Here is a 19,373-nt window from a genome sequence, read left to right on the forward strand (position 1 = left end):
TCAGTTATTTTGATATATTCCTTCAGATGGCCATAAACGGCCAGCATTATATATCGTGAGAAGGGGCGGATTTTTTAAAGTTCGCTGTCGAGTATTCTTGAGCGTACAGATGATATATCCACCATAAAGCGGCCGCACCTTGGCTGCTCGCCAGTTGGGAAGCCTTTGCCGAGATATGCCCAGTTGGCGATTGGATTGTGCGAGATTTGCCTGTATGAGTGGTTGTTCATTTTTGCTCTGCTGATAGAGCCGCCTGTGAATATGTTTATCGTATTCCAAGATTGGGGCTTGAGCTCTCCAAGAACCTGATCGTTTCCCTCAAAACGCATATAAACTGCATTCTGCCTTGCCACCACCTCTACCGGCACATCTCTGTCTCCAAAGCTGCAAAGTACGGTTTCATCCTCAGCGAGCATCTTGAATGTGAATTCGAGCTGGAGGTAATCGCCGTATTTTCTGGTGTTGTAGTCGAAGTCCAGTCCTGCGGAGGATTCGCCGTTGAAGTATAAGAATTTTCTGCCTGCTTCGGTTCCATACTCCACTGTTCCCGCATTGCTTTCTTCCGGGAGCGAGAATTTCTCCATCAGCTCCTGCTCAGCAGGATCCATATTTAGAATGAGCTTTTTGCTTTCGGGGATAGGCTTATCTCTCGAGGCCTTGCGTTTGAGCTCCCAGAGGTGTCGTTTGTACATTTCGCTGATATATTTTTCCTCTACTGGCGTGCTGTAGAGCTTGAGAATCCTTAGGTCGCCGGAGAAACCTGCTTCAAACTTTGAATTGCCGATTTTAGCAGCTCCTCCGGAGAGCCTGCCGAGCTTGTCTTTTGGATATTTCTTTTCGCTGAGTTTTTCGCCTGATGCATAAAAGATTATTTTCCCCTCCAGAGCATCAAGCCTTGCCCCGAGACACTGCCACTGATCGAGATCTTCGATCACCTCAGACTCTATCTCCCCCACCTCAGGGAAAACAAGAACCTGTCTTCGGTTTTCGATTTTCCAGATAAACCCGCTTTGCCCGCTTTTGCAGTCTAAGATTGTTCCGCCTCTGCCTGTGCGAACCCAAGCGCTTGCTGCGAAGCCTGTTTCATCGATTTCGAGCTCGTCTTCAGTATTGATTCGCTGGGCGGCGCTGAAGTGGTAATATTTGTCCCTTTTCTGAGGTCTTTCAGTATCGGGGAAGCCTTTTGAACGCGGGTAAATATAGTATTTCTCGCTTTCGGGCATCTGCATTACAGCAGCCTTAATAACCTGATTTTCAACCCCGCTTGTATATGAAACCACAAGCCTTTCGCCCCTGATAAAACAGTGGGGATTGAAGGCAAACGGGTCGGTTCTGGAAATCGTGCGGCCTGCTTCAAAATCAAAATTCGGGCCGTGTTTGCAGAAAATTGCAAGGTTGTCGTGAGCAGTTATCTTTTGTGAGCCGGCTTTGTATCTCGAGTCGTTGGTAACGATGAAATTACGCGTCAGCTTTTCAGACTGCTCAAAACTTTCGGCCTGATTGAAACCTGTAAGAGGTGTTTCCACCATATCGAAGGGGAATTTCTGCGGGTAGCTCCAGTGTTTGCCCCAGTCTATTGATTCACTGTACAGGCAGCTTGGGTCTTCGGGTTTGAATCGGGGTTTGATAAAGGCTGAAAGCTTTGTTTCACCGCTGCGCCAGATGGCTGCATTGAAATCGCCTTCCGGAAGAGGTTTAATCTGCCCGATTTTTTCCCACGTTTCGCCTTCGTCTGTGGTTTGCGCTGTAAGAAGCTCGCGAGACTCCTTATCCAGCACGAGGAAATGTGCCCCCGCTACGCCTGCATTTACAAGATAAGGCCTGCCCTGCAGAGTGATATCGGAATTCTTGTCGAAGCCTTCAATTTCCGGATAAACCGTTGCCTCCGGTTCGGCCATCTCATCAAAACGGGAAAGGGCAAGCTTCCCTGACGATGATTTCCAGAAGAGCCAAAGGCTTCTTCCGTAAACGAAAGGTTCGGGGCTCATCCCTGAGCTGTCGGATTCGAAGAGCTTTTCCGGGGAAGACCATCCCCTCAAATCGCGGCTGATGCTGAAATATATGTTATTCTTTTCGAATTCCTCATTTCGGCTGTTCCAAAAGCAGTACCACCCGCCTTTGAACCATACGATAGAGCTTCCGTTGTTGAGCCGGCCAGTTCTCTCAGAGCTGCTTAACACTCTGTACTTGTGAAGATCCGGCTGGTAAACTTCGTAATTTCGCCAGGGCTTGCCTAAAGCATTGATTGCCGCTGCAAGCAGCAGAAGAATCAGCAGCCGTTTCATATTTCACCTCCGAAAGCTAATTATCATCGAGCCCAAGATCCACAGACCTTGCTCCGTGTGTGAGGGCTCCTATCGATATCCTGTCAACGCCCGTCTGTGCTACAGCACGCAGGGTTTGTTCTGTGATCCCGCCGCTGGCTTCAAGTTCCTTGTGCGGGGCGGTTTCATTGCGCACTTCTACAGCGTAAGACATCTGTTCAGGGCTCATATTGTCCAGCAGGATTATGTCCACGCCTTCCACCTTTAGAACGGTGTGGAACTGCTCAGCAAGCTCATCCACCTCTACGCATACAAATTTAACGCCTTCTACGGCCTTGCTCATATCTACGAATCTTCTAAGCTGGGATTCGTGGTCTTCTCCGAGGTGGGCAAAGTGGTTGTCTTTGAGCATAACAGCATCAGAGAGGTTGTAGCGGTGGTTGAAGCCTCCGCCGCATCTAACGGCAAATTTCTCCAGCTCCCTCCAGCCCGGGGTTGTTTTGCGTGTATCGTAAATACCTGCGCCTGTGCCTTTGATTATATCAACGTATCTCTTTGTTGCAGTTGACACGCCGCAGAGCCTCTGAAGAAAATTCAGCAGCACCCTCTCAGCGCTGAGCATTGCGCGAAGAGGCCCGTAGATGGCTGCGAGGGTTTCGCCTTTTTTTGCGTAGTGTCCGTCGCCTGCGAAAAAATCTATATGGAGCTCACTGCTGTATTCCTGCAGCACAAGCTCTGCTACCTCACGCCCGCAGAAAACCAAGTCCTCTCTTGCTCTGAGGTATGTTCTTGCGTTGCTGTCTGGAGGTATTGTTATTCTGGTGGTGTGGTCGCCTCCGCCGAAATCTTCTTCAACTGCGAATTTTATCAGCGGGAGAACTCTTTCAATCTCTATAGGTTTAATTTTCATCTCTTTATAATAATGTTCGGCTTTTTGAAGCCTCAGCAGGTTTATAATCGGTTAAAATCTGTTTTTCACAGCTCTTCTAAGCAGCACCATAGCCATCGCTTCAATTGCCTCGCCTCTTCCTACAGCCCCCATGCCTTCGTTGGTTTTGGCTTTAATATTAACTTTTGCAAAGTCCGCACCGCATATATCTGCGATGCTTCTTTTTATCTGCTTTTTATAGGCCGAAAGGTTGGGTTCTTCTGCTTTTATCACTATATCGATATTAACAAATTCCCATTTCTCCGATTCGGTTATCTCAATAACGAACGAAAGCAGTTTGGAGCTGTCTATATTGTGATATTTCTCATCGTTGTTCGGGAAGAACTCGCCTATATCGCCTATGCAGGCAGCCCCGAGTATAGCATCTATTACTGCATGAATTACTACATCGCCGTCGCTGTGGCCTACGAGGCCTTTGTCAAAAGGGATTTCAACACCCCCGAGAAATAACTTTTCATTCTCATCGAGCCTGTGGATATCTGTTCCAATGCCCGTTCTGTATTCGAAGGTTGTATCAACTACTCTCACAGCACACCTTTCGTACTTGGTATTTCGTCTCCTGTAACCTCCACCGCCTTGGCGAAGGCCTGTCCGAGAGCCTTGAATACTGACTCAGCTATGTGGTGATTGTTTGTACCGTACGGTACGTTTATATGCATATTTATTCTCGCTGAATTCGTGAAAGACCGCAGGAATTCTTCCAGCAGCTCCACATCAAACGAGCCGATCTTGCTGCTTGTAAACTGGATATTATAAGCCAGATATGGGCGTCCTGATATGTCAACAGAAGCATTGGCCAAAGCATCTTCCATCGGAACGCTTGCCCAGCCGTATCTGTTTATTCCCCGCTTATCGCCAAGGGCTTCGTTGAAGGCTGTCCCAAGGCAGATCGCTGCATCCTCACAGGTGTGGTGGTAGTCAACCTCGTAGTCTCCGGATGCTTGTATTGTGATGTCAATCCCGCTGTGTTTGCTCAAGTGAGCAAGCATATGGTCGAGAAAACCGATTCCGGTATTGGATTTGCAGATGCCTTTGCCGTCCAGATTGAGGCTCAGGTTTACCTGCGTTTCGGTGGTTTTGCGGTTTATCTCTGCTTTCCTGTCTGACATAAATATTCTCCTAAAGGGACGGTAATATTGTGCTCAGGGAATCAAGCAGTTTATTGTTCTGCCTGTTCGTTCCTACGGTAATCCTAAGCTTATCTCGAAGACCGTCAAGGTCGAAATAGCGGACGATAATGCCTGCATCGAAAAGCTTTTTGTATATCTGCTTAGCTTCCGGGTGCTGGGCGAGTACGAAGTTTGTATGGCTCTTATTCACCTCAAAGCCGAGCTTCACCAGCTCAACACGGAGCATTTCCCTTTGCTCCTTTATCTTTCCCACTGTTTTGCGGAAGTAGTTCTGGTCTGCAATCGCTGCTGAGGCGATTTCCACTGAAAGCCTGTTTACGTTGTACGAATCACGCACCTTATTGAGTCCTTCAAGCAGATTCTCCGATACGATTCCGTATCCGAAGCGAAGCCCTGCAAGCCCGTATCCCTTAGACATAGACCTAAGTACGATGATATTGTCGAATTCTTTAACAATTGCGGCACAGCTTGTCGGTGCGAAATCCACATACGCCTCGTCTATAAGAAGGATGCCGAGCCCCTCGAGCCTTGCTGCAAGCATAGAGATCCTGTCCGGGGTGATGAAATCTGCTGTAGGTGCGTTGGGGTTGCAAAGTATGCTCAGGGAAGCGGAAATCTCTGCGATTTTCTGCACAGCCTCGTCGGGCTGATACGTTACCCGAAGCGCCGAGCAGCCCTGAATGCCCGCAAGCTCGTCGTAGAGTGAATATGTGGGCGATGCCCAGCAAACGTTCCGTTTTTCGTCCGTAAACGCCCTGAATGCAAGGGTTAGAAGCTCATCTCCTCCGTTGGTGCAGATAATATTGTCTATGCCTACACCGTTCACCTCAGCAGCGATTTTGCGGAATTTATCAGCTGAGGGCTGCGGATACTTGCGCAGCTGGTTTGGATCGAAGTTTTTCAATGCTTCGCCCGCTTTCGGGGAGGGGCCGAATGCATTTTCGTTGGTGTTGAGCTTTATAACATCGCTTTCTGCCGGCTGGTAACCGGGAACATAGGCCTCTAAATTTTCAATATTTTCTCTGAAATAGCCCATCATTTGTCCCATAAATAGTCTATAAGTTTTGCCAGCTCTTTTCGCAAATCCCTTCTGTCTATTATCATATCAACGAATCCGTGTTCAAGGAGAAATTCGCTTCTCTGAAATCCTTCGGGCAAATCTACGTTTATTGTCTGCTTGATAACACGCGGACCTGCAAACCCGATAAGAGCCCCGGGCTCTGCTGCGATAATATCACCAAGCATCGCAAAGCTCGCTGTTACTCCGCCTGTGGTCGGGTCTGTGAGTATTGGGATAAAAAGCCCGCCTGCATTATCAAGCCGTGCAAGGGCGGCGCTGGTTTTTGCCATCTGCTGGACAGAGATTACACCTTCGTGCATCCTTGCCCCGCCGCTGCAGACCACCATTATAAAAGGCACTTTTTCTTCAACAGCTCTCTCGGCCGCTCGGCAGAATTTCTCTCCAACTACCTCGCCCATAGACCCCATAAGAAAGCTCGGATCCATAACACCGAGAATTACTCTTCGTCCTTTTATAAATGCCCGTCCGACCTTCACCGCCTCTGAAGAGCCGCTTTTTTCGGCATCTGTTTTGAGCCGGTCCTTGTAGCTCGTGCCGCGGAAGTGGAAATTCAGCGGGTCTGAGCTTGTAAGCTCAGAATTGAATTCCTCAAAAGAGCTTTCGTCTGCGAGCTGTTTTATCCTTGTATCTGCATCAATACGGAAATGCTGTCCGCATTCGGTGCAGATATGCATATTCGAAGCTACGGCCTTGCAGTAGAGCGTGTTTTTGCAGCTGCTGCACTGCATCCAAACGCCTTCAGGCATTTCAAGCCGGGGGCTGAGCGAAAATCCGCCCCAGTTAGACTTTGGTTTTTTTGCCATAAATCTTAATTTCCTGCTGTATGTAAGGTTTTCTCAGGCCTCTGAATTATTCGCTCCGCTCAATATGGTTAAGCGGACTAACATTTACAGAGTTTAATTATATTCATACAAAAGCCCATTTCGAGAAAAAAACAATTGAAAAACCAAGCCTGTAACCCTTTTAAGGCCTTCTCTGAGAATGGAAAGCATTTTTTGATAATTTTTTGCCCCTATTAGCAGCAAATTTTCTGCATATTTTAATGCTCAAAAATCAATCCGGTCTTGTATAATTGTCAGAAAGTGAAAATTGATTTAAGTTTGTCTTAGTTTATTTCTAATAGTTCTTTTAGTTATCAGGCAATTTATAGTGCGGTTTTCTTTTGTGTAAAAGTTTTTTTTGAGCAGTTCTTCTGTGAGAGAAAGATTGAAGGCCAGCGTGTTTTAGGACGGCTGCAAGTGCTTTAATGACAAAAGCTTACGCTTTCCTCGCTGCAAAGAAGCCTGATAATGTCAAAACCGTATCATTAAGCCCTGCAGTTTTTTCTTGACAAGGGGGCTGTTTTTTTATATTTAATCTGCTCTGTTTTGCATAAAGAATTAAGCCCCGCCGCTTGCGTTAAGCCGTGGGGCAATAGTTTTTAGTGGTAAAGTACTATAATTTGACAGCAAACAAATATACACGGAGACAATAATGCAGCCAGTAAAGAAGACGAGTCGTTCCCGCACAAGGACAAGAAGAGCCCATCATGCCCTTCGCCCTGTGAACTACTCTGTATGCCAGCAGTGTGGTGATTCTAAACTGCCTCATGCGGCCTGCGGAAACTGCGGGTACTACAACAAGAAGATAAGTATTGATATCGATACGGAGGCCGCAAGCTGAAAATGCGAGTTGCCTTGGACGTAATGGGCGGAGACGGAGCTCCCGGGGTTAATATAGAAGGAGCCCTGCTCGCTGCTAAGGAAATTGAAAAGGGCGATACCATATATCTGGTGGGTCCGGAAGAGATTGTTAAAAACAAACTCAGCGAATTTAAAAACGCCTCAAAGTTTGACAATCTTGAAATAATCCACGCACCGGATGTAATCGGTATGGAAGAGCCTCCTGTGGATGCGATTAGGAAGAAACGCAAAAGCTCTATCGCTGTAATGGCGAAAATGGCGTCCAAGGGTGAAGCAGATGCTATAGTTTCAGCTGGGAACACAGGTGCCTGCGTAGCGGCAAGTCAGCTCAGGATGAGAAATCTTCCCGGGGTAAACAGGCCGGGTATTGCAGTTGTTTTCCCCACAAAAACAGGCCCGCATGTGGTATGTGATGTTGGTGCGAATGTCTCCTGCAAGCCGATAAACATCTATCAGTATGCCATAATGGCAAGCGTTTATTCCAGTCAGATGCTCGGGATAGAAAAGCCCAGAGTCGGCCTTTTGAGTATTGGCGAGGAGGAAAGCAAAGGCAATGAGATTACCAAGAAAACCCGAGCTCTTTTAAGAGACGATGAAGACTTGAACTTCATTGGCAATATCGAAGGAAGGGATGTCTTCAAAGGGGTTTGCGATGTAACTGTTTGCGAGGGGTTTGTAGGGAATATAGTATTAAAGCTTACCGAGGGGCTTGTTGACCACCTCTTCGGGGCTATTAGAGATGAACTGAAAAAAGAAAATATGCTGTTTGCCCTTAAATTCAAGGGTATGATGAAGCGTTTTTACAAGAAATACGATTATCATGAGTATGGAGGTGCGCTGCTTCTGGGCGTGAACGGAACTTCTGTTATATGCCACGGTTCGAGTGTGCCACGTTCGATTAAGAATGCAGTGCTTGCAGCCGAGAGATTCACAAACAAACAAATAAACGACCAGATAGTTGATTGGCTGTCCAGCAGACCTGTGGAGACTCCGCAATGAGCAACAATAATCCAAAAATACAATTGCCCTCAAGAAGCGCAGTTATCGCCGGAACAGGTTCGGCGCTTCCGGGGAAGATTCTTACCAACGAGGATCTGACAAAAATCGTAGAAACCAACGACGAATGGATCACTACGAGAACTGGTATCAAGGAAAGACACATTGCCGGCGATGATGAAACCACCGCTTCGCTTGCTTCTGAGGCTTCAAAGAAGGCTCTTGAGCAGGCACAGATGGCCCCCGAGCAGCTTGATTTAATCATAGTTGCCACGGTAACTCCCGAGATGGTTTTCCCCTCTACCGCTTGCTTTGTGCAGGCTGAATTGGGCGCAAAAAATTCAGCAGCTTACGACCTTTCAGCTGCGTGCAGCGGTTTTGTCTTTGCCCTTATGACCGCAGCAAACCTAATAAATAACGGCGCTTTGAACAATGTGCTTGTGATTGGTGCTGAAACGCTCAGCAAGATTACAAACTATAAAGATCGCGCAAGCTGCATACTTTTCGGAGATGGAGCAGGTGCGGCTGTGGTTAAGGCCTCCAATGAGCAGGGAAAGGGGATTTTGTACAGCAATATGGGCTCAGACGGGACAGGCTGGACTGCCCTGAACTGTCAGGCCTACGGCTCGAAGTATCCCGCGGACAAGCCGCTTGAGGATGAGGCCAAGAAGTATATGTTCATAAACGGCAGAGAGGTATATCAGCTTGCCGTGAGAAAGATAGTGGAAACAGTAGAAGACTGCCTTGATAAAACAGGCCTCAAAAGCGAGGATATTAAGAAGGTTGTCCCGCACCAGATGAATGCGAGGATAATAGAATCCAGTGCAAAGAGGCTCGGTCTTACGCAGGAACAGCTCTTTGTAAATATAGACAAAACCGGCAACACCTCGGCAGCTTCAATACCAATCGCCCTTGATGAGTGTAACAGGGCAGGCCATATTTCTGAAGGCGACTACGTAGCACTGGTTGCATTCGGGGCAGGCCTTACCTGGGGCGGAAACATCATAAAATTTTGATTGAAGGCGTCTGATATGAGTACAGCATTTATATTTCCCGGGCAGGGAGCGCAGATTGTTGGAATGGGCAGGCAAACCGCTGAAGATTTCCCCGAAGCCAAGGAGATCTTTCAGAGGGCTGATGAAGCAGTTGGCTGGAAGGTTTCTCAGTACTGCTTTGAAGGACCTCAGGATGAGCTCAACAAAACCAGCATATCCCAGCCTGCTATATTTGCGGCAAGCGCTGCGATGCTGGAAGTGATTAAAAACAGAACAGAACTTAAGCCTGATGTAACAGCTGGGCTGAGCCTTGGCGAATACACCGCTCTATACTCAGCCGGAATGCTGAGCTTTGAAGATGCAGCGGTGCTCGTTCAGCAGAGAGGCGAGGCGATGCAGAAGGCCGCAGAGAACTCCTCGGGCTCTATGCTCAGCGTACTCAAGCTCGATGAAGATAAGGTTATGCAGGCAGTGGAAAAGGCTCGGCAGGGCGATACCCTCGTAGCGGCGAATTTCAACTGCCCCGGTCAGATTGTACTGAGCGGAAGCCCCGAGGCCTGCAAGCGGGCTGCGGAGATCGCAGGAGAGCTGGGAGCTTTGAAAACTGTAGAGCTTGCGGTAGCCGGAGCGTTTCACTCGCCGCTTATGCAGCCGGCAGCTGAGACGCTAAAAGAGGCTCTTGAGAGCAAACAGATTACTCAAAGCGATGTGAAGGTGATTTCCAACGCATCAGCTGAGTATTATTCTTCTGCCCAGCAGGTTCGAGAAGGGCTTTGCAAACAGCTAACAAGCTCTGTGCTTTGGCAGAGGTGTATGGAAAGGCTTATCGAAGACGGTACGGATGAATTTTACGAGATCGGGCCGGGCAGGGTGCTCACCGGTCTTATGAAAAAGATTGACAGAAAGCAGAAGGTTACGAATCTAAGCAATTCAGACTTGATAAAGAAATTTATCGAGAGCATTGAAGACTGATTAGGTTTGAGAAGGAAAATTTGATATGTCAGAAAAAAGATTAGCAGTAGTAACCGGTGCGGCAAGAGGAATCGGCCGTGCGATTGTTCTTGAGCTGCTCAGAGAAGGAAGGGCCGTTGCAGGGCTCGATATAAATCAGGAACAGCTCAATGAGCTTAAAGAAGCGGTCCAGAAGGAAGGCTTCGAAGTGGAAGCAAGGATTTGCGATATCACAAACCTTGAAGAGCTGACAAAAACGCTTGATGAGCTTTCAGAAGCATACGGCGGCGTGGGAATCCTCGTTAACAACGCTGGAGTTACACGTGATAAGCTTATGATGCAGATGGAAGAACAGGACTACGATATCCCGCTGAATGTGAACCTGAAGGCTGCTTTTATGGCAACCAAGACCGTTCTAAGGGCTATGGTGAAGAATAAATTCGGCAGAGTTGTGAATATCAGCTCGGTAGCAGGTGTTATGGGGCAGGCAGGCTCGGCTAATTACGCTGCGAGCAAGTCCGGACTGATTGGTATGAGCAAGTCCCTTGCTAGAGAAGTGGGTAAAAAGAATGTTACGGTAAACTGCATTGCGCCGGGATTTATCGAAACTGATATGACAAGCGTTTTGCCGGATGCGGTTAAGAATGCCGCAAAGGCTGTGATTCCAATGCGGAAATACGGAAGGCCTGAAGATGTGGCAAAGGCCGTAGCTTTTCTCTCAAGAGATGAATCAAGCTACATTACCGGACAGGTCCTTTGCGTGGACGGCGGAATGGCAATGTAGCCGCAAAGTTACGAAACGCTAAAATATTGTTAAAATTTAATAAGATTTCATTTGAATTTGCATTACGTGTAGGTATTATACCGCCGCAGGATTTGGAAACAGAAAAGAAACTTTCTAATTTATTAGGAGAATAGAGAATGGAACGTCAGGAAGTATTCGAAAAGGTCGTTGAGATTGTAAGCGAGCAGATGGGTGTGGACCATGAGTCTATCACTGAGGAAACCTCTTTCATCAATGATCTGAACGCGGATTCACTTGACACAGTGGAGCTGGTGATGGAATTTGAGGATGCCTTTGATACAAGCATCCCTGAAGAGGAAGCGGAAAAGATCCAAACCGTCAGCGCTGCTGTTGATTACATTTTGAAGGTAGCAGAATAACTCGATTAAACCAAGCTTAATTATGGATAAACGTAGAGTTGTAATAACCGGGATGGGCTGTGTAACCGCCTATGGCGAGACAGTTGACAGTCTGTTTGAGAACCTCTGTAAAGGCAATAGCGGCGTCTCTAAAATCGACGGTTTCGACCCGTCCGACTATGATGTAAAAATAGCCGGCGAGTGCAGAAACTTCGATGTAAGCAAATACATAGAGCGCAGAAAAGCCAAACGCCTTGACAGATTCAGTCAGTTTGCTCTTGTAAGCTCGATGACAGCTTTTGAAGAGAGCGGCTTAGATTTGTCTATCCCGGAAGAAGCCGAAAGAACCGGAGTTTTGATTGGCTCGGGCATCGGCGGCATACATGAAATCGAAACCCAGCATAAAAGGCTTCTTGCCAAAGGGCCTTCGAAAGTTTCAGCATTTTGTGTGCCCAAACTAATGGTAAACGCAGCCTCCGGATGCGTGTCAATCGAACTCGGAGCCAAAGGGCCGAATCTTTGCGTTGTTACAGCTTGCGCTTCTGCAGCTCACTCCATAGGTGAAGCTTTCAGAATGGTACAGGACGGCGATGCCGACGTAATGATTACAGGCGGAAGCGAGGCGGCAGTTTCGCCGATAGCGCTTGCTTCTTTCTGTTCGCTCAAGTCTTTGAGCACGAGAAATGATGAGCCGGAAAAGGCTTCACGTCCGTTTGATGTAGAAAGAGACGGGTTCATCCTCTCAGAAGGCGCAGGAACTGTGATACTCGAGGAATACGAGCATGCGGTTAAACGCGGCGCTAAGATATATGCCGAGCTTGCAGGCTATTCAGCCACCGGCGATGCGCATCATATCACTGCTCCTCTTCCGGACGGTGCAGGAGCGGCAAGAGGTATGAAGCTTGCCTTAAACGATGCAGGGGTGAATCCTGAAGATGTGGATTACATAAATGCACACGGGACAAGCACGCAGCTCAATGATATTGCTGAAACGCTAGCGATAAGGAGCGTATTAGGCGAGCATGCGAAAAAGCCTGCCCTCAGCTCCACAAAGAGCTGTACAGGCCATTTCCTCGGTGCAAGCGGGGCGATAGAGCTTATTGTCTCTGCGAGGTCTATAGATGATTCGATGATTCCGCTTACAGCGAACACCGAAAATCTGGACGAGAAATGTCTGCCTGAGCTCAACCATATACTCGGAGAGTCTGTGGAGCAGAATGTTGATGTCGTGCTGAGCAATTCGCTCGGCTTCGGCGGGCACAATGCCTCACTGGTTCTCAAGAAGGTAAAATAAGATTCGTATTGAAAATAAAAGCCCCTTAATCAAGGGGCTTTTTAATGCGCTGATATTGATATTCAAATTAGCGAAGCGGGGCCTTCATAGCCCGCACCGTTTCTCCCACTTGCTTTGAATAAACCTCTTTGCCTTTGTCTAAATTCTTTTCTATAGTTTTCTCAAAGAGGCTCCCCACTACTATTCCTTCCCCGGCAAATGCGATTTTCTCAGCATCCTCAGGCGAGGATATGCCAAAGCCCATACATACCGGCAGGTCTGTATGCTGCTTAATCTGCCTCGCGTGCTTTGCTACAGATTCAGGGTCCAGCCCGCCTGTACCTGTAATCCCAACGCGGTTAATCATATAAATAAAGCCTTCTCCTGCCCTGCATATTGTTTCAAGCCTTGCCTCATTGGTTGTAGGGGCGGCGAGTTTGATAAGCGCAAAATCCTCTTGAGATGAATGTTTATTCCTGATAGATTTGAAATCTTCGGATTCTTCAATCGGCATATCAACTGCAAGAAGCCCGTCTGCCCCCGCCTCAATGGCCTCCCTGATAAAACGTTCATATCCGTATCGGTATATTGGGTTGAGATATGAAAAGATGATAATCGGCTGATTGTATTTTTCTCTGAGCTTTGCTGTCATCTGGATTATTTTGCTAAGATTCGCTCCTGCCATAAGAGCTCTTGCCGAAGAACGCTGTATTACATCTCCGTCTGCTGTGGGGTCTGAGAATGGAACGCCCAGTTCGAGGATGTCAAGCCCGTTATCGAACATCTCCGAGGCAATCGCAAGCGAGCCCTCTATAGTCGGATCACCTGCGGTAATAAAGCCTGCAAGCGCTTTTGCGTTTTTATTTTTTAGTTTATTGAAGGTTTCTTTTATTCTGCTCATTTTATTATCCAAAGCTGTTCTGTTACTATTATCTTTTACATACCAAGAATAGATATTGCGCTGGTGAGGTCTTTATCGCCTCTTCCGGAGAGGTTAACCAGCATATTTTTGCCCTTTCCGAGCTTGGGAGCGTATTTTACTGCATAGCTTATTGCATGCGAGCTCTCGAGTGCGGGGATAATCCCCTCCTTCTCAGAGAGCAGGCAGAAGGCGTCCATAGCCTCGCTGTCTGTGATTGTTTCGTATTTTGCCCTGCTGATTTCTTTGAGTATTGCATGTTCAGGCCCTACGCCCGGATAGTCGAGCCCCGCTGATACCGAATAAGCCTCATTAATCTGGCCGTATTCATCCTGCAGCACATAAGACTTAGACCCGTGCAGGATCCCCACAGACCCGTGCGAGAGGCTCGCTGCGTGCTCGCCTGTTTCGATTCCTCTTCCTGCCGCCTCAACCCCAACAAGCTCCACATCTTCATCCGGCAGGAACGGATAGAATATGCCCATAGCATTGCTTCCGCCGCCTATGCAGGCAACGATTGAATCGGGCAGTCTGCCGGTTTCCTCGAGCATCTGCCTGCGTGCCTCCTCACCTATCACTTTCTGGAAATCACGTACGAGAATGGGGTACGGGTGCGGGCCTGCAACAGTCCCGATAACGTAAAAAGTGTCTTCAACGGCCGTTGTCCAGTACCGAAGGGCAGCATTCATAGCATCCTTGAGCGTTCCTGTCCCCCCGTCCACCTGAATTACCTCAGCTCCCATGAGCCGCATCCTGTCAACGTTGGGCTTTTGGCGTTTTATGTCTTCTCTGCCCATAAACACCTTGCACTCCATCCCCAGAAGGGCGGCTACAGTGGCCGTTGCTACGCCGTGCTGGCCGGCTCCGGTTTCTGCGATGAGCTTGCGTTTGTTCATATATTTTGCGAGAAGTCCCTGCCCCACCGTGTTGTTTATCTTGTGCGCGCCGGTATGAACGAGGTCTTCGCGTTTGAGGTATATATTTGCCCCGCCTGCGTATTCACTGAGATGAGAGGCTAAATAAACCGGCGAAGGCCTGCCAACGAATTTCTTAAGCAGTTCCGAAAGTTCGCTCTTAAAGCTTTCATCCTGCATATACTTTTTTCTCGCTTCATCCAGTTCGAGGACAGCGGGCATAAGTGTCTCGCCAACGTACATCCCGCCGAACTGGCCGAAATGACCTCTGCTGTCCGGATAGTTATAATTGCTGTTCATTCTAAAAGATCCTTTGTATTTTCCGTTTGTATTCAATTTCCTTCATCACATTTTCAAGAGTTTCAAAAAGGCTCTTCACTCTGCCCATATCCTTAACACCCGGGCTTGATTCTATAGCGCTGCTTAAATCGAGCCCGTCAGGGTAAGCCTCGCTTATTGCCTGCCTTGCGTTTTCTTCGCTTATCCCGCCGGCGAGCAGGAACGGGCGTTTCCCCGATATGCACTTCGAATCGCTCCAGTTCCATTCCACTGCATTCCCGCCAGGGAGAACGCCGCTGCCTGATTCCAGAAGCAGAGGGAAGCCCGTGAATCTTTCGGTGATCAGATCCATCGCTGCCTCAAACGCCTTCAGCTTCTTGATTACATTCAGCTTTTTGTTTTGCAGTTGCTTAGCAAATTCCGGCGTCTCGCTGCCGTGAAGCTGAAACCAGTTTATTCCCGTTTCTCTGTGAATCTCTTCGATTTGATCTATGCTTTTATCCACAGTAACTGCCACAACAGGCCTTTCGCCCGCGGCTTCTTTAACCTGCTTTGCCTGAGCTGAATCTACGCTCCTCGGGCTCTTCTCGTAGAAAACAACGCCCACAGCAGATGCCCCGTATTCAAAGCATCTAACCGCCTCGTTTGGATTTGAAAGCCCGCATATCTTAACCTGCAGTCCCGATAGATTCACTGCTTCCCCCTCAGGTCTCTGATAAATTCAACAGGACTTGTGCTCCGCATAATGCTTTCTCCAATAAGGAAATTTGATATTCCGTAGTTTTTTGAAAGCTGCACGTCGGCAATTGTGTTGATCCCGCTCAGGGCTACCGGAAGCTGATATCTCTCAAGCTTTGATGCAAGAGAGATGGCGTTGGATACGCTGGTCTCGAATGTTTTGAGGTTGCGGTTGTTTATGCCCACGATTCGAGGGTCTATATCGGAGATTCTGCTCAGCTCGGTTTCGTCGTGGATTTCCACAAGCACATCAAGACCGATTTCTCTTGCGAGGTGGTAGTATTCCGAGAGCTGCCTGTCTTCCAAGCAGCCTGCAATAAGCAGAACTGCATCAGCGTTTGCTGCGGCAGATTCATAAATCTGATACTCTGTTACGATGAAATCCTTCCGCAGAACCGGAAGGGTAGAAGCCTTCTTAACGCTGCGAAGGTCTTCCAGCGAGCCGTTGAAGTAGTCCGGCTCTGTAAGCACTGATATAGCGCATGCCCCGCCTTCTTCATAAATTTTCGCAGTTTCAGCAGCATCTACGCTTTCTTTGATAATTCCCTTTGAAGGCGACCGGCGTTTTATCTCGGCGATTATATTTATTGCATCGAAATCCTGCTTCAGCGCTGTGAAGAATCGCCGCTTGGGTCTTTCGGAATCTATCTCCGCCTTTACCGCTTCAATCGGCTTGTTTTGAATGTCTTGCGCAACGAGCTCAAGCCTTCTTTCCACAATCTCCGCTAATATGTTTCTCTGCTCTGTTTTCATTATGCAAACTCCGCAAGTTCTTTCAGTTTATCCTTGGCTCTGCCCTGATCGATAACCTCTTCAGCAATCTTTATCCCTTCCTCTATTCTCTCGGCCTCTCCGCCTGCGGTAATTGCGAATGCCGCATTTATCACCACAACATCCCTTGCAGGGCTTTTTCTGCCTGAGAATATATCGTCAATTATCTCAGCATTCTGCTGCACATCCCCGCCTTTCAGCGATTCGGGCTCTGCGTAGCTGCCGAAATAGATATCCGGATAAAGCTCGTATGTCTTCACTGTACCGTTATTAAGCTCGCTTATGCGGGTTGATTCGCATACGGAGATCTCATCGAGCCCGTCATTGCCGTGAACGATAAATGCCCTCTGAGAACCAAGCAAATTCAGAGCATTTGCGAACATCTCTGTAAGCTCCGGAGCAAACACGCCCAGAAGCTGGCGTCTTGTGCCTGCGGGGTTGGTAAGCGGGCCTAGCATATTAAATATGCTTCTTATTCCCAGTTCTTTCCTCGGCCCTGCGGCGTGCTTCATCGCCGAGTGAAACTTTGGTGCAAAAAGAAAGCCTATTCCGATAGTGTCCACTGCATCTGCCACTATTTCCGGCTCCACATCCAGATTAACTCCGAAAGCCTCGAGCACATCTGCGCTGCCGCATTTGCTAGATACGCTCCTGTTCCCGTGTTTGGCCACGCTTACCCCAGCTCCCGCTGCCACGAATGCGGTGGCAGTGGATATATTGAATGTTCCGAGGCTGTCTCCGCCTGTCCCGCATGTGTCGATATGGTTTGAGGTGGTAAGCTGCATCTTTTTCGCCTTAGAACGCATTGCAGATGCCGCACCAGCCAGCTCCTCAAACGATACGCCCTTGCAGGCAAGACCCATAATCAGAGCTCCTGTTTGAGAGCCGGTAAGTTCGCCTGAGAGCATCTGGTCGAAAAGCTCTGCTACCTGCCTGCGGGATAAATCTTTCTTCTCAATTAAATCATTCAGTACATCAGATATCATCTTGCAGTCTCCCTTAAATTAACGCCTCGGCGAATCTGCCTGTCCCGCCGTCTTTGTCGGTGAGCAGTTTGGCCTGATTTATAAAATTCCGCAGCATCCTTTTTCCGTGCGGACTCATTATCGATTCCGGATGGAACTGTACACCCTCGGTGAAGTGGGTTTTGTGGCGAAGGCCCATAATCTCGCCGTCCTCGCTCTCAGCGGATATCTCCAGCTCTTCAGGAAGCGATTCCCTGTCCACAACAAGCGAATGGTATCTCATTGCCCTGAAGGGTTTTTTGAAGCCGGAGAAAATCCCCTTCGCATCGTTTGTTATCTCGGAGGTTTTTCCGTGCATAATTTTCCCCGCACGGATTATCTTGCCTCCGAATGCCTCAGCAATTGCCTGATGACCGAGACAAACCCCGAGAATTGGAATCTTCCCGCTGAAATTCTTTACCGCTTCAACGGATATACCCGCCTGAGAAGGCCTCCCTGGCCCGGGAGAGATCACTATCGCCTCGGGGTTCATTTTCTCTATCTCAGAGCAGCTGACCGCATCGTTTCTGTAAACAGCAGTTTCGGCCTCAAGCTCCCTGAGGTACTGCTCTAAGTTGTAGGTGAAGGAGTCGTAATTATCAATTAAAAGTATCATTGCTCAGCCTTTCGTTTCTATTGATTAATGGCTTCCCGGGAGCATAACTTCCTCTATGAAAGTTAGAGCCCGCTGGATAGACATAGATTTATTAACAGTTTCAATGTATTCGCTTTCGGGGTCGGAATCTGCAACTATCCCAGCCCCCGCCTGTACTGTAACCTTATTCTTCTCCACAACCGCAGTTCGTATTGTAATGGCCATATCCATATCGCCGTTGAATGAGATGTAGCCTGCGCAGCCGCCGTAGGGGCCTCTGGGCTGTTCTTCCATCTCGCCTATAATCTCCATTGCACGCACCTTCGGAGCGCCTGACAGCGTGCCTGCGGGGAAGGCGGCCTGGATGAGGTCGAAGCAGTCTTTCTGCTGCCTGATATTGCATTCTACATTAGATACAAGATGCATAACATGCGAATAACGCTCCACTATCATAAGGTCTGTTACCTGAACAGTGCCTGTCTGAGCGATTCGGCCGAGGTCGTTGCGCCCGAGGTCAACGAGCATCAAATGCTCTGCCCGTTCCTTCTCATCTTTGAGCAGTTCATCGGCGAGTTTGCGGTCTTCCTGCTGGCTGGCTCCTCTCTTTCGCGTGCCTGCTATCGGCTTCAAAAAAGCCTTGTCGCTTTCAAGCCGAACCATAGTTTCAGGCGAAGAGCCCACAAGCGTTCTATCGTCTATATCAATGAAAAACATATATGGCGAGGGGTTTATATAACGCTGAGCCCTGTAAAGCGACAGCGGGCTTACTCGGTGGTCGCATATAAACGGGTGCGAGATTACCGCCTGAATTATATCGCCCTCTGCGATATGCTCCTTAACATTTTCAACCTTTTCCATAAATTCTTCTTTCCCGCATGTAGGCTTTACGGAGAAATCCCCGTGGTCTTTGGCTATAGTTGAAACTGCAGGTGTTTGAAGCATCTGCCTTACCGAGAACACCTTCTCCGAGGCCTGCTGATAGGCCTTCTGCGGATCAGAAACTTCTTCCTTGAAGGCCAGTGCCGCACATACCGAGGTATGTTTGGAATTATCGAAAGATATAATCACCTCCGGAATAACAAAGCATGCAATCGATTCATCTTTCCCGAGCTTGTTTGGGATTTTCTCAAAGAAACTCACCATCTCGTAGTTCATATACCCCACAAGGCCGGCAGGCATCCTTTCGATCCTGCTTATGCGGGCAAGGTTATACTCCGATGAAATCCTGCGAAGAACATCAAAAGGCCGGCCTTCATGATTAATCTTCTGCCTGCCCTGCGAGCCGGTTATTACTACATCCTCGGCAAACACCTCAACCTTCTTGTGAACGCCCACTCCAATGAAGCTGTATTTGCCCCAGCGGTCTCCGCCTTCAACGCTCTCAAGCAGGAAAATCCGGCCTTCGTAGGCGTCGTAGAGTTTGGCAAAGAGCGATACAGGCGTTTCCATATCAGCAAGAAACTCCGAGCATACCACCCCAACGCTGTTTTCTGCAAACTGCTTCTTAAACTCTTCAAAATTAGGGAACTTGTCTAAATTCATTTTAATATAACCTTCAAATTTTTCTCATATAATAAAAATGGCCGTAAACTCTGAGAGAGCTTACGGCCTGCGTACCCGATTTCAGCGCACAACTTTTCCGGAAGCTTCCCTCATTTCTCAGGAAGCCAGCACCAGTAAAAGCTGTTA

20 protein-coding genes are annotated in these 19,373 nt (G+C 48.2%); 7 read left to right on the forward strand and 13 right to left on the reverse strand.

Annotation, left to right across the window (positions count from 1 at the left end; translation table 11 throughout):
• Window positions 1–74: 74 nt before the first annotated feature.
• From L21SP3_RS00960 to accD, 6 genes are read right to left on the reverse strand one after another with little or no spacing between them, the layout of a single operon-like run.
• Window positions 75–2,285, reverse strand: a complete 2,211-nt coding sequence (locus L21SP3_RS00960) for a hypothetical protein (protein WP_077538681.1) — start codon at window positions 2,283–2,285, stop codon at window positions 75–77.
• Window positions 2,286–2,301: 16 nt separating this feature from the next.
• Window positions 2,302–3,174, reverse strand: coding sequence for a carboxylating nicotinate-nucleotide diphosphorylase (gene nadC / locus L21SP3_RS00965; protein ID WP_077538683.1), 873 nt, complete (start codon window positions 3,172–3,174; stop codon window positions 2,302–2,304).
• Between the two features lie 51 nt (window positions 3,175–3,225).
• On the reverse strand, window positions 3,226–3,741 hold the full coding sequence (gene ispF / locus L21SP3_RS00970; protein ID WP_077538685.1) for a 2-C-methyl-D-erythritol 2,4-cyclodiphosphate synthase: 516 nt from the start codon (window positions 3,739–3,741) through the stop codon (window positions 3,226–3,228).
• Window positions 3,738–4,322 (reverse strand): imidazoleglycerol-phosphate dehydratase HisB, encoded by a 585-nt coding sequence (gene hisB / locus L21SP3_RS00975; protein ID WP_077538687.1) that lies wholly within the window; start codon window positions 4,320–4,322, stop codon window positions 3,738–3,740. The genes ispF and hisB overlap by 4 nt, the downstream gene beginning before the upstream one ends.
• A gap of 10 nt (window positions 4,323–4,332) precedes the next feature.
• The gene (gene hisC / locus L21SP3_RS00980) at window positions 4,333–5,382 is read right to left on the reverse strand and encodes a histidinol-phosphate transaminase (RefSeq protein ID WP_161488039.1); all 1,050 of its coding nucleotides are present in this window, start codon (window positions 5,380–5,382) and stop codon (window positions 4,333–4,335) included.
• On the reverse strand, window positions 5,379–6,227 hold the full coding sequence (accD, locus tag L21SP3_RS00985) for an acetyl-CoA carboxylase, carboxyltransferase subunit beta (RefSeq protein ID WP_077538691.1): 849 nt from the start codon (window positions 6,225–6,227) through the stop codon (window positions 5,379–5,381). The genes hisC and accD overlap by 4 nt, the downstream gene beginning before the upstream one ends.
• A gap of 670 nt (window positions 6,228–6,897) precedes the next feature.
• On the opposite strand from accD, the gene rpmF reads away from it, so the two are divergent.
• The 7 genes from rpmF to fabF all read left to right on the forward strand — a co-directional run bounded on the left by rpmF (window position 6,898) and on the right by fabF (window position 12,485).
• Entirely contained in the window at window positions 6,898–7,086 is a 189-nt protein-coding gene (gene rpmF, locus L21SP3_RS00990; protein WP_077538693.1) for a 50S ribosomal protein L32, read from the forward strand.
• Window positions 7,087–7,088: 2 nt separating this feature from the next.
• Complete coding sequence (gene plsX, locus L21SP3_RS00995) at window positions 7,089–8,105, forward strand: phosphate acyltransferase PlsX (RefSeq protein ID WP_077538695.1); 1,017 nt, start codon at window positions 7,089–7,091, stop codon at window positions 8,103–8,105.
• Window positions 8,102–9,118 (forward strand): beta-ketoacyl-ACP synthase III, encoded by a 1,017-nt coding sequence (locus tag L21SP3_RS01000; protein WP_077538697.1) that lies wholly within the window; start codon window positions 8,102–8,104, stop codon window positions 9,116–9,118. The genes plsX and L21SP3_RS01000 overlap by 4 nt, the downstream gene beginning before the upstream one ends.
• Before the next feature lie 15 nt (window positions 9,119–9,133).
• Entirely contained in the window at window positions 9,134–10,069 is a 936-nt protein-coding gene (fabD, locus tag L21SP3_RS01005; protein ID WP_077538699.1) for an ACP S-malonyltransferase, read from the forward strand.
• Window positions 10,070–10,094: 25 nt separating this feature from the next.
• A complete protein-coding gene (gene fabG / locus L21SP3_RS01010) occupies window positions 10,095–10,832 on the forward strand; it encodes a 3-oxoacyl-[acyl-carrier-protein] reductase (RefSeq protein WP_077538701.1) in 738 nt (245 codons plus the stop codon).
• Window positions 10,833–10,969: 137 nt separating this feature from the next.
• Complete coding sequence (acpP, locus tag L21SP3_RS01015) at window positions 10,970–11,212, forward strand: acyl carrier protein (protein WP_077538703.1); 243 nt, start codon at window positions 10,970–10,972, stop codon at window positions 11,210–11,212.
• A 22-nt stretch (window positions 11,213–11,234) separates the two neighbouring features.
• A complete protein-coding gene (gene fabF, locus L21SP3_RS01020) occupies window positions 11,235–12,485 on the forward strand; it encodes a beta-ketoacyl-ACP synthase II (RefSeq protein ID WP_077538705.1) in 1,251 nt (416 codons plus the stop codon).
• A gap of 67 nt (window positions 12,486–12,552) precedes the next feature.
• Here the strand turns inward: fabF and trpA are convergent, their stop codons facing one another.
• Genes trpA through L21SP3_RS01055 form a run of 7 tightly spaced genes read right to left on the reverse strand, consistent with a single transcriptional unit; the run spans window position 12,553 to window position 19,226 of the window.
• Window positions 12,553–13,365 (reverse strand): tryptophan synthase subunit alpha, encoded by an 813-nt coding sequence (gene trpA / locus L21SP3_RS01025; protein WP_077538707.1) that lies wholly within the window; start codon window positions 13,363–13,365, stop codon window positions 12,553–12,555.
• 35 nt (window positions 13,366–13,400) lie between these two features.
• The gene (gene trpB, locus L21SP3_RS01030; RefSeq protein ID WP_077538709.1) at window positions 13,401–14,597 is read right to left on the reverse strand and encodes a tryptophan synthase subunit beta; all 1,197 of its coding nucleotides are present in this window, start codon (window positions 14,595–14,597) and stop codon (window positions 13,401–13,403) included.
• 1 nt (window position 14,598) lies between these two features.
• Entirely contained in the window at window positions 14,599–15,270 is a 672-nt protein-coding gene (locus L21SP3_RS01035) for a phosphoribosylanthranilate isomerase (RefSeq protein WP_161488040.1), read from the reverse strand.
• Complete coding sequence (gene trpC, locus L21SP3_RS01040; protein WP_077538713.1) at window positions 15,267–16,067, reverse strand: indole-3-glycerol phosphate synthase TrpC; 801 nt, start codon at window positions 16,065–16,067, stop codon at window positions 15,267–15,269. Before trpC ends, L21SP3_RS01035 begins: the two co-directional genes overlap by 4 nt.
• Complete coding sequence (gene trpD, locus L21SP3_RS01045) at window positions 16,067–17,071, reverse strand: anthranilate phosphoribosyltransferase (RefSeq protein WP_077538715.1); 1,005 nt, start codon at window positions 17,069–17,071, stop codon at window positions 16,067–16,069. The genes trpC and trpD overlap by 1 nt, the downstream gene beginning before the upstream one ends.
• A gap of 13 nt (window positions 17,072–17,084) precedes the next feature.
• Complete coding sequence (locus tag L21SP3_RS01050; protein ID WP_077538717.1) at window positions 17,085–17,705, reverse strand: anthranilate synthase component II; 621 nt, start codon at window positions 17,703–17,705, stop codon at window positions 17,085–17,087.
• A 24-nt stretch (window positions 17,706–17,729) separates the two neighbouring features.
• Window positions 17,730–19,226 carry an anthranilate synthase component I family protein gene (locus L21SP3_RS01055; protein ID WP_077538719.1) on the reverse strand — a complete coding sequence of 499 codons (1,497 nt, stop codon included), beginning with the start codon at window positions 19,224–19,226 and terminating at the stop codon, window positions 17,730–17,732.
• Between the last annotated feature and the right edge of the window lie 147 nt (window positions 19,227–19,373).

Origin of the sequence: Sedimentisphaera cyanobacteriorum (assembly GCF_001997385.1) — a bacterium.
Classification (GTDB): Bacteria; Planctomycetota; Phycisphaerae; order Sedimentisphaerales; family Sedimentisphaeraceae; genus Sedimentisphaera; species Sedimentisphaera cyanobacteriorum.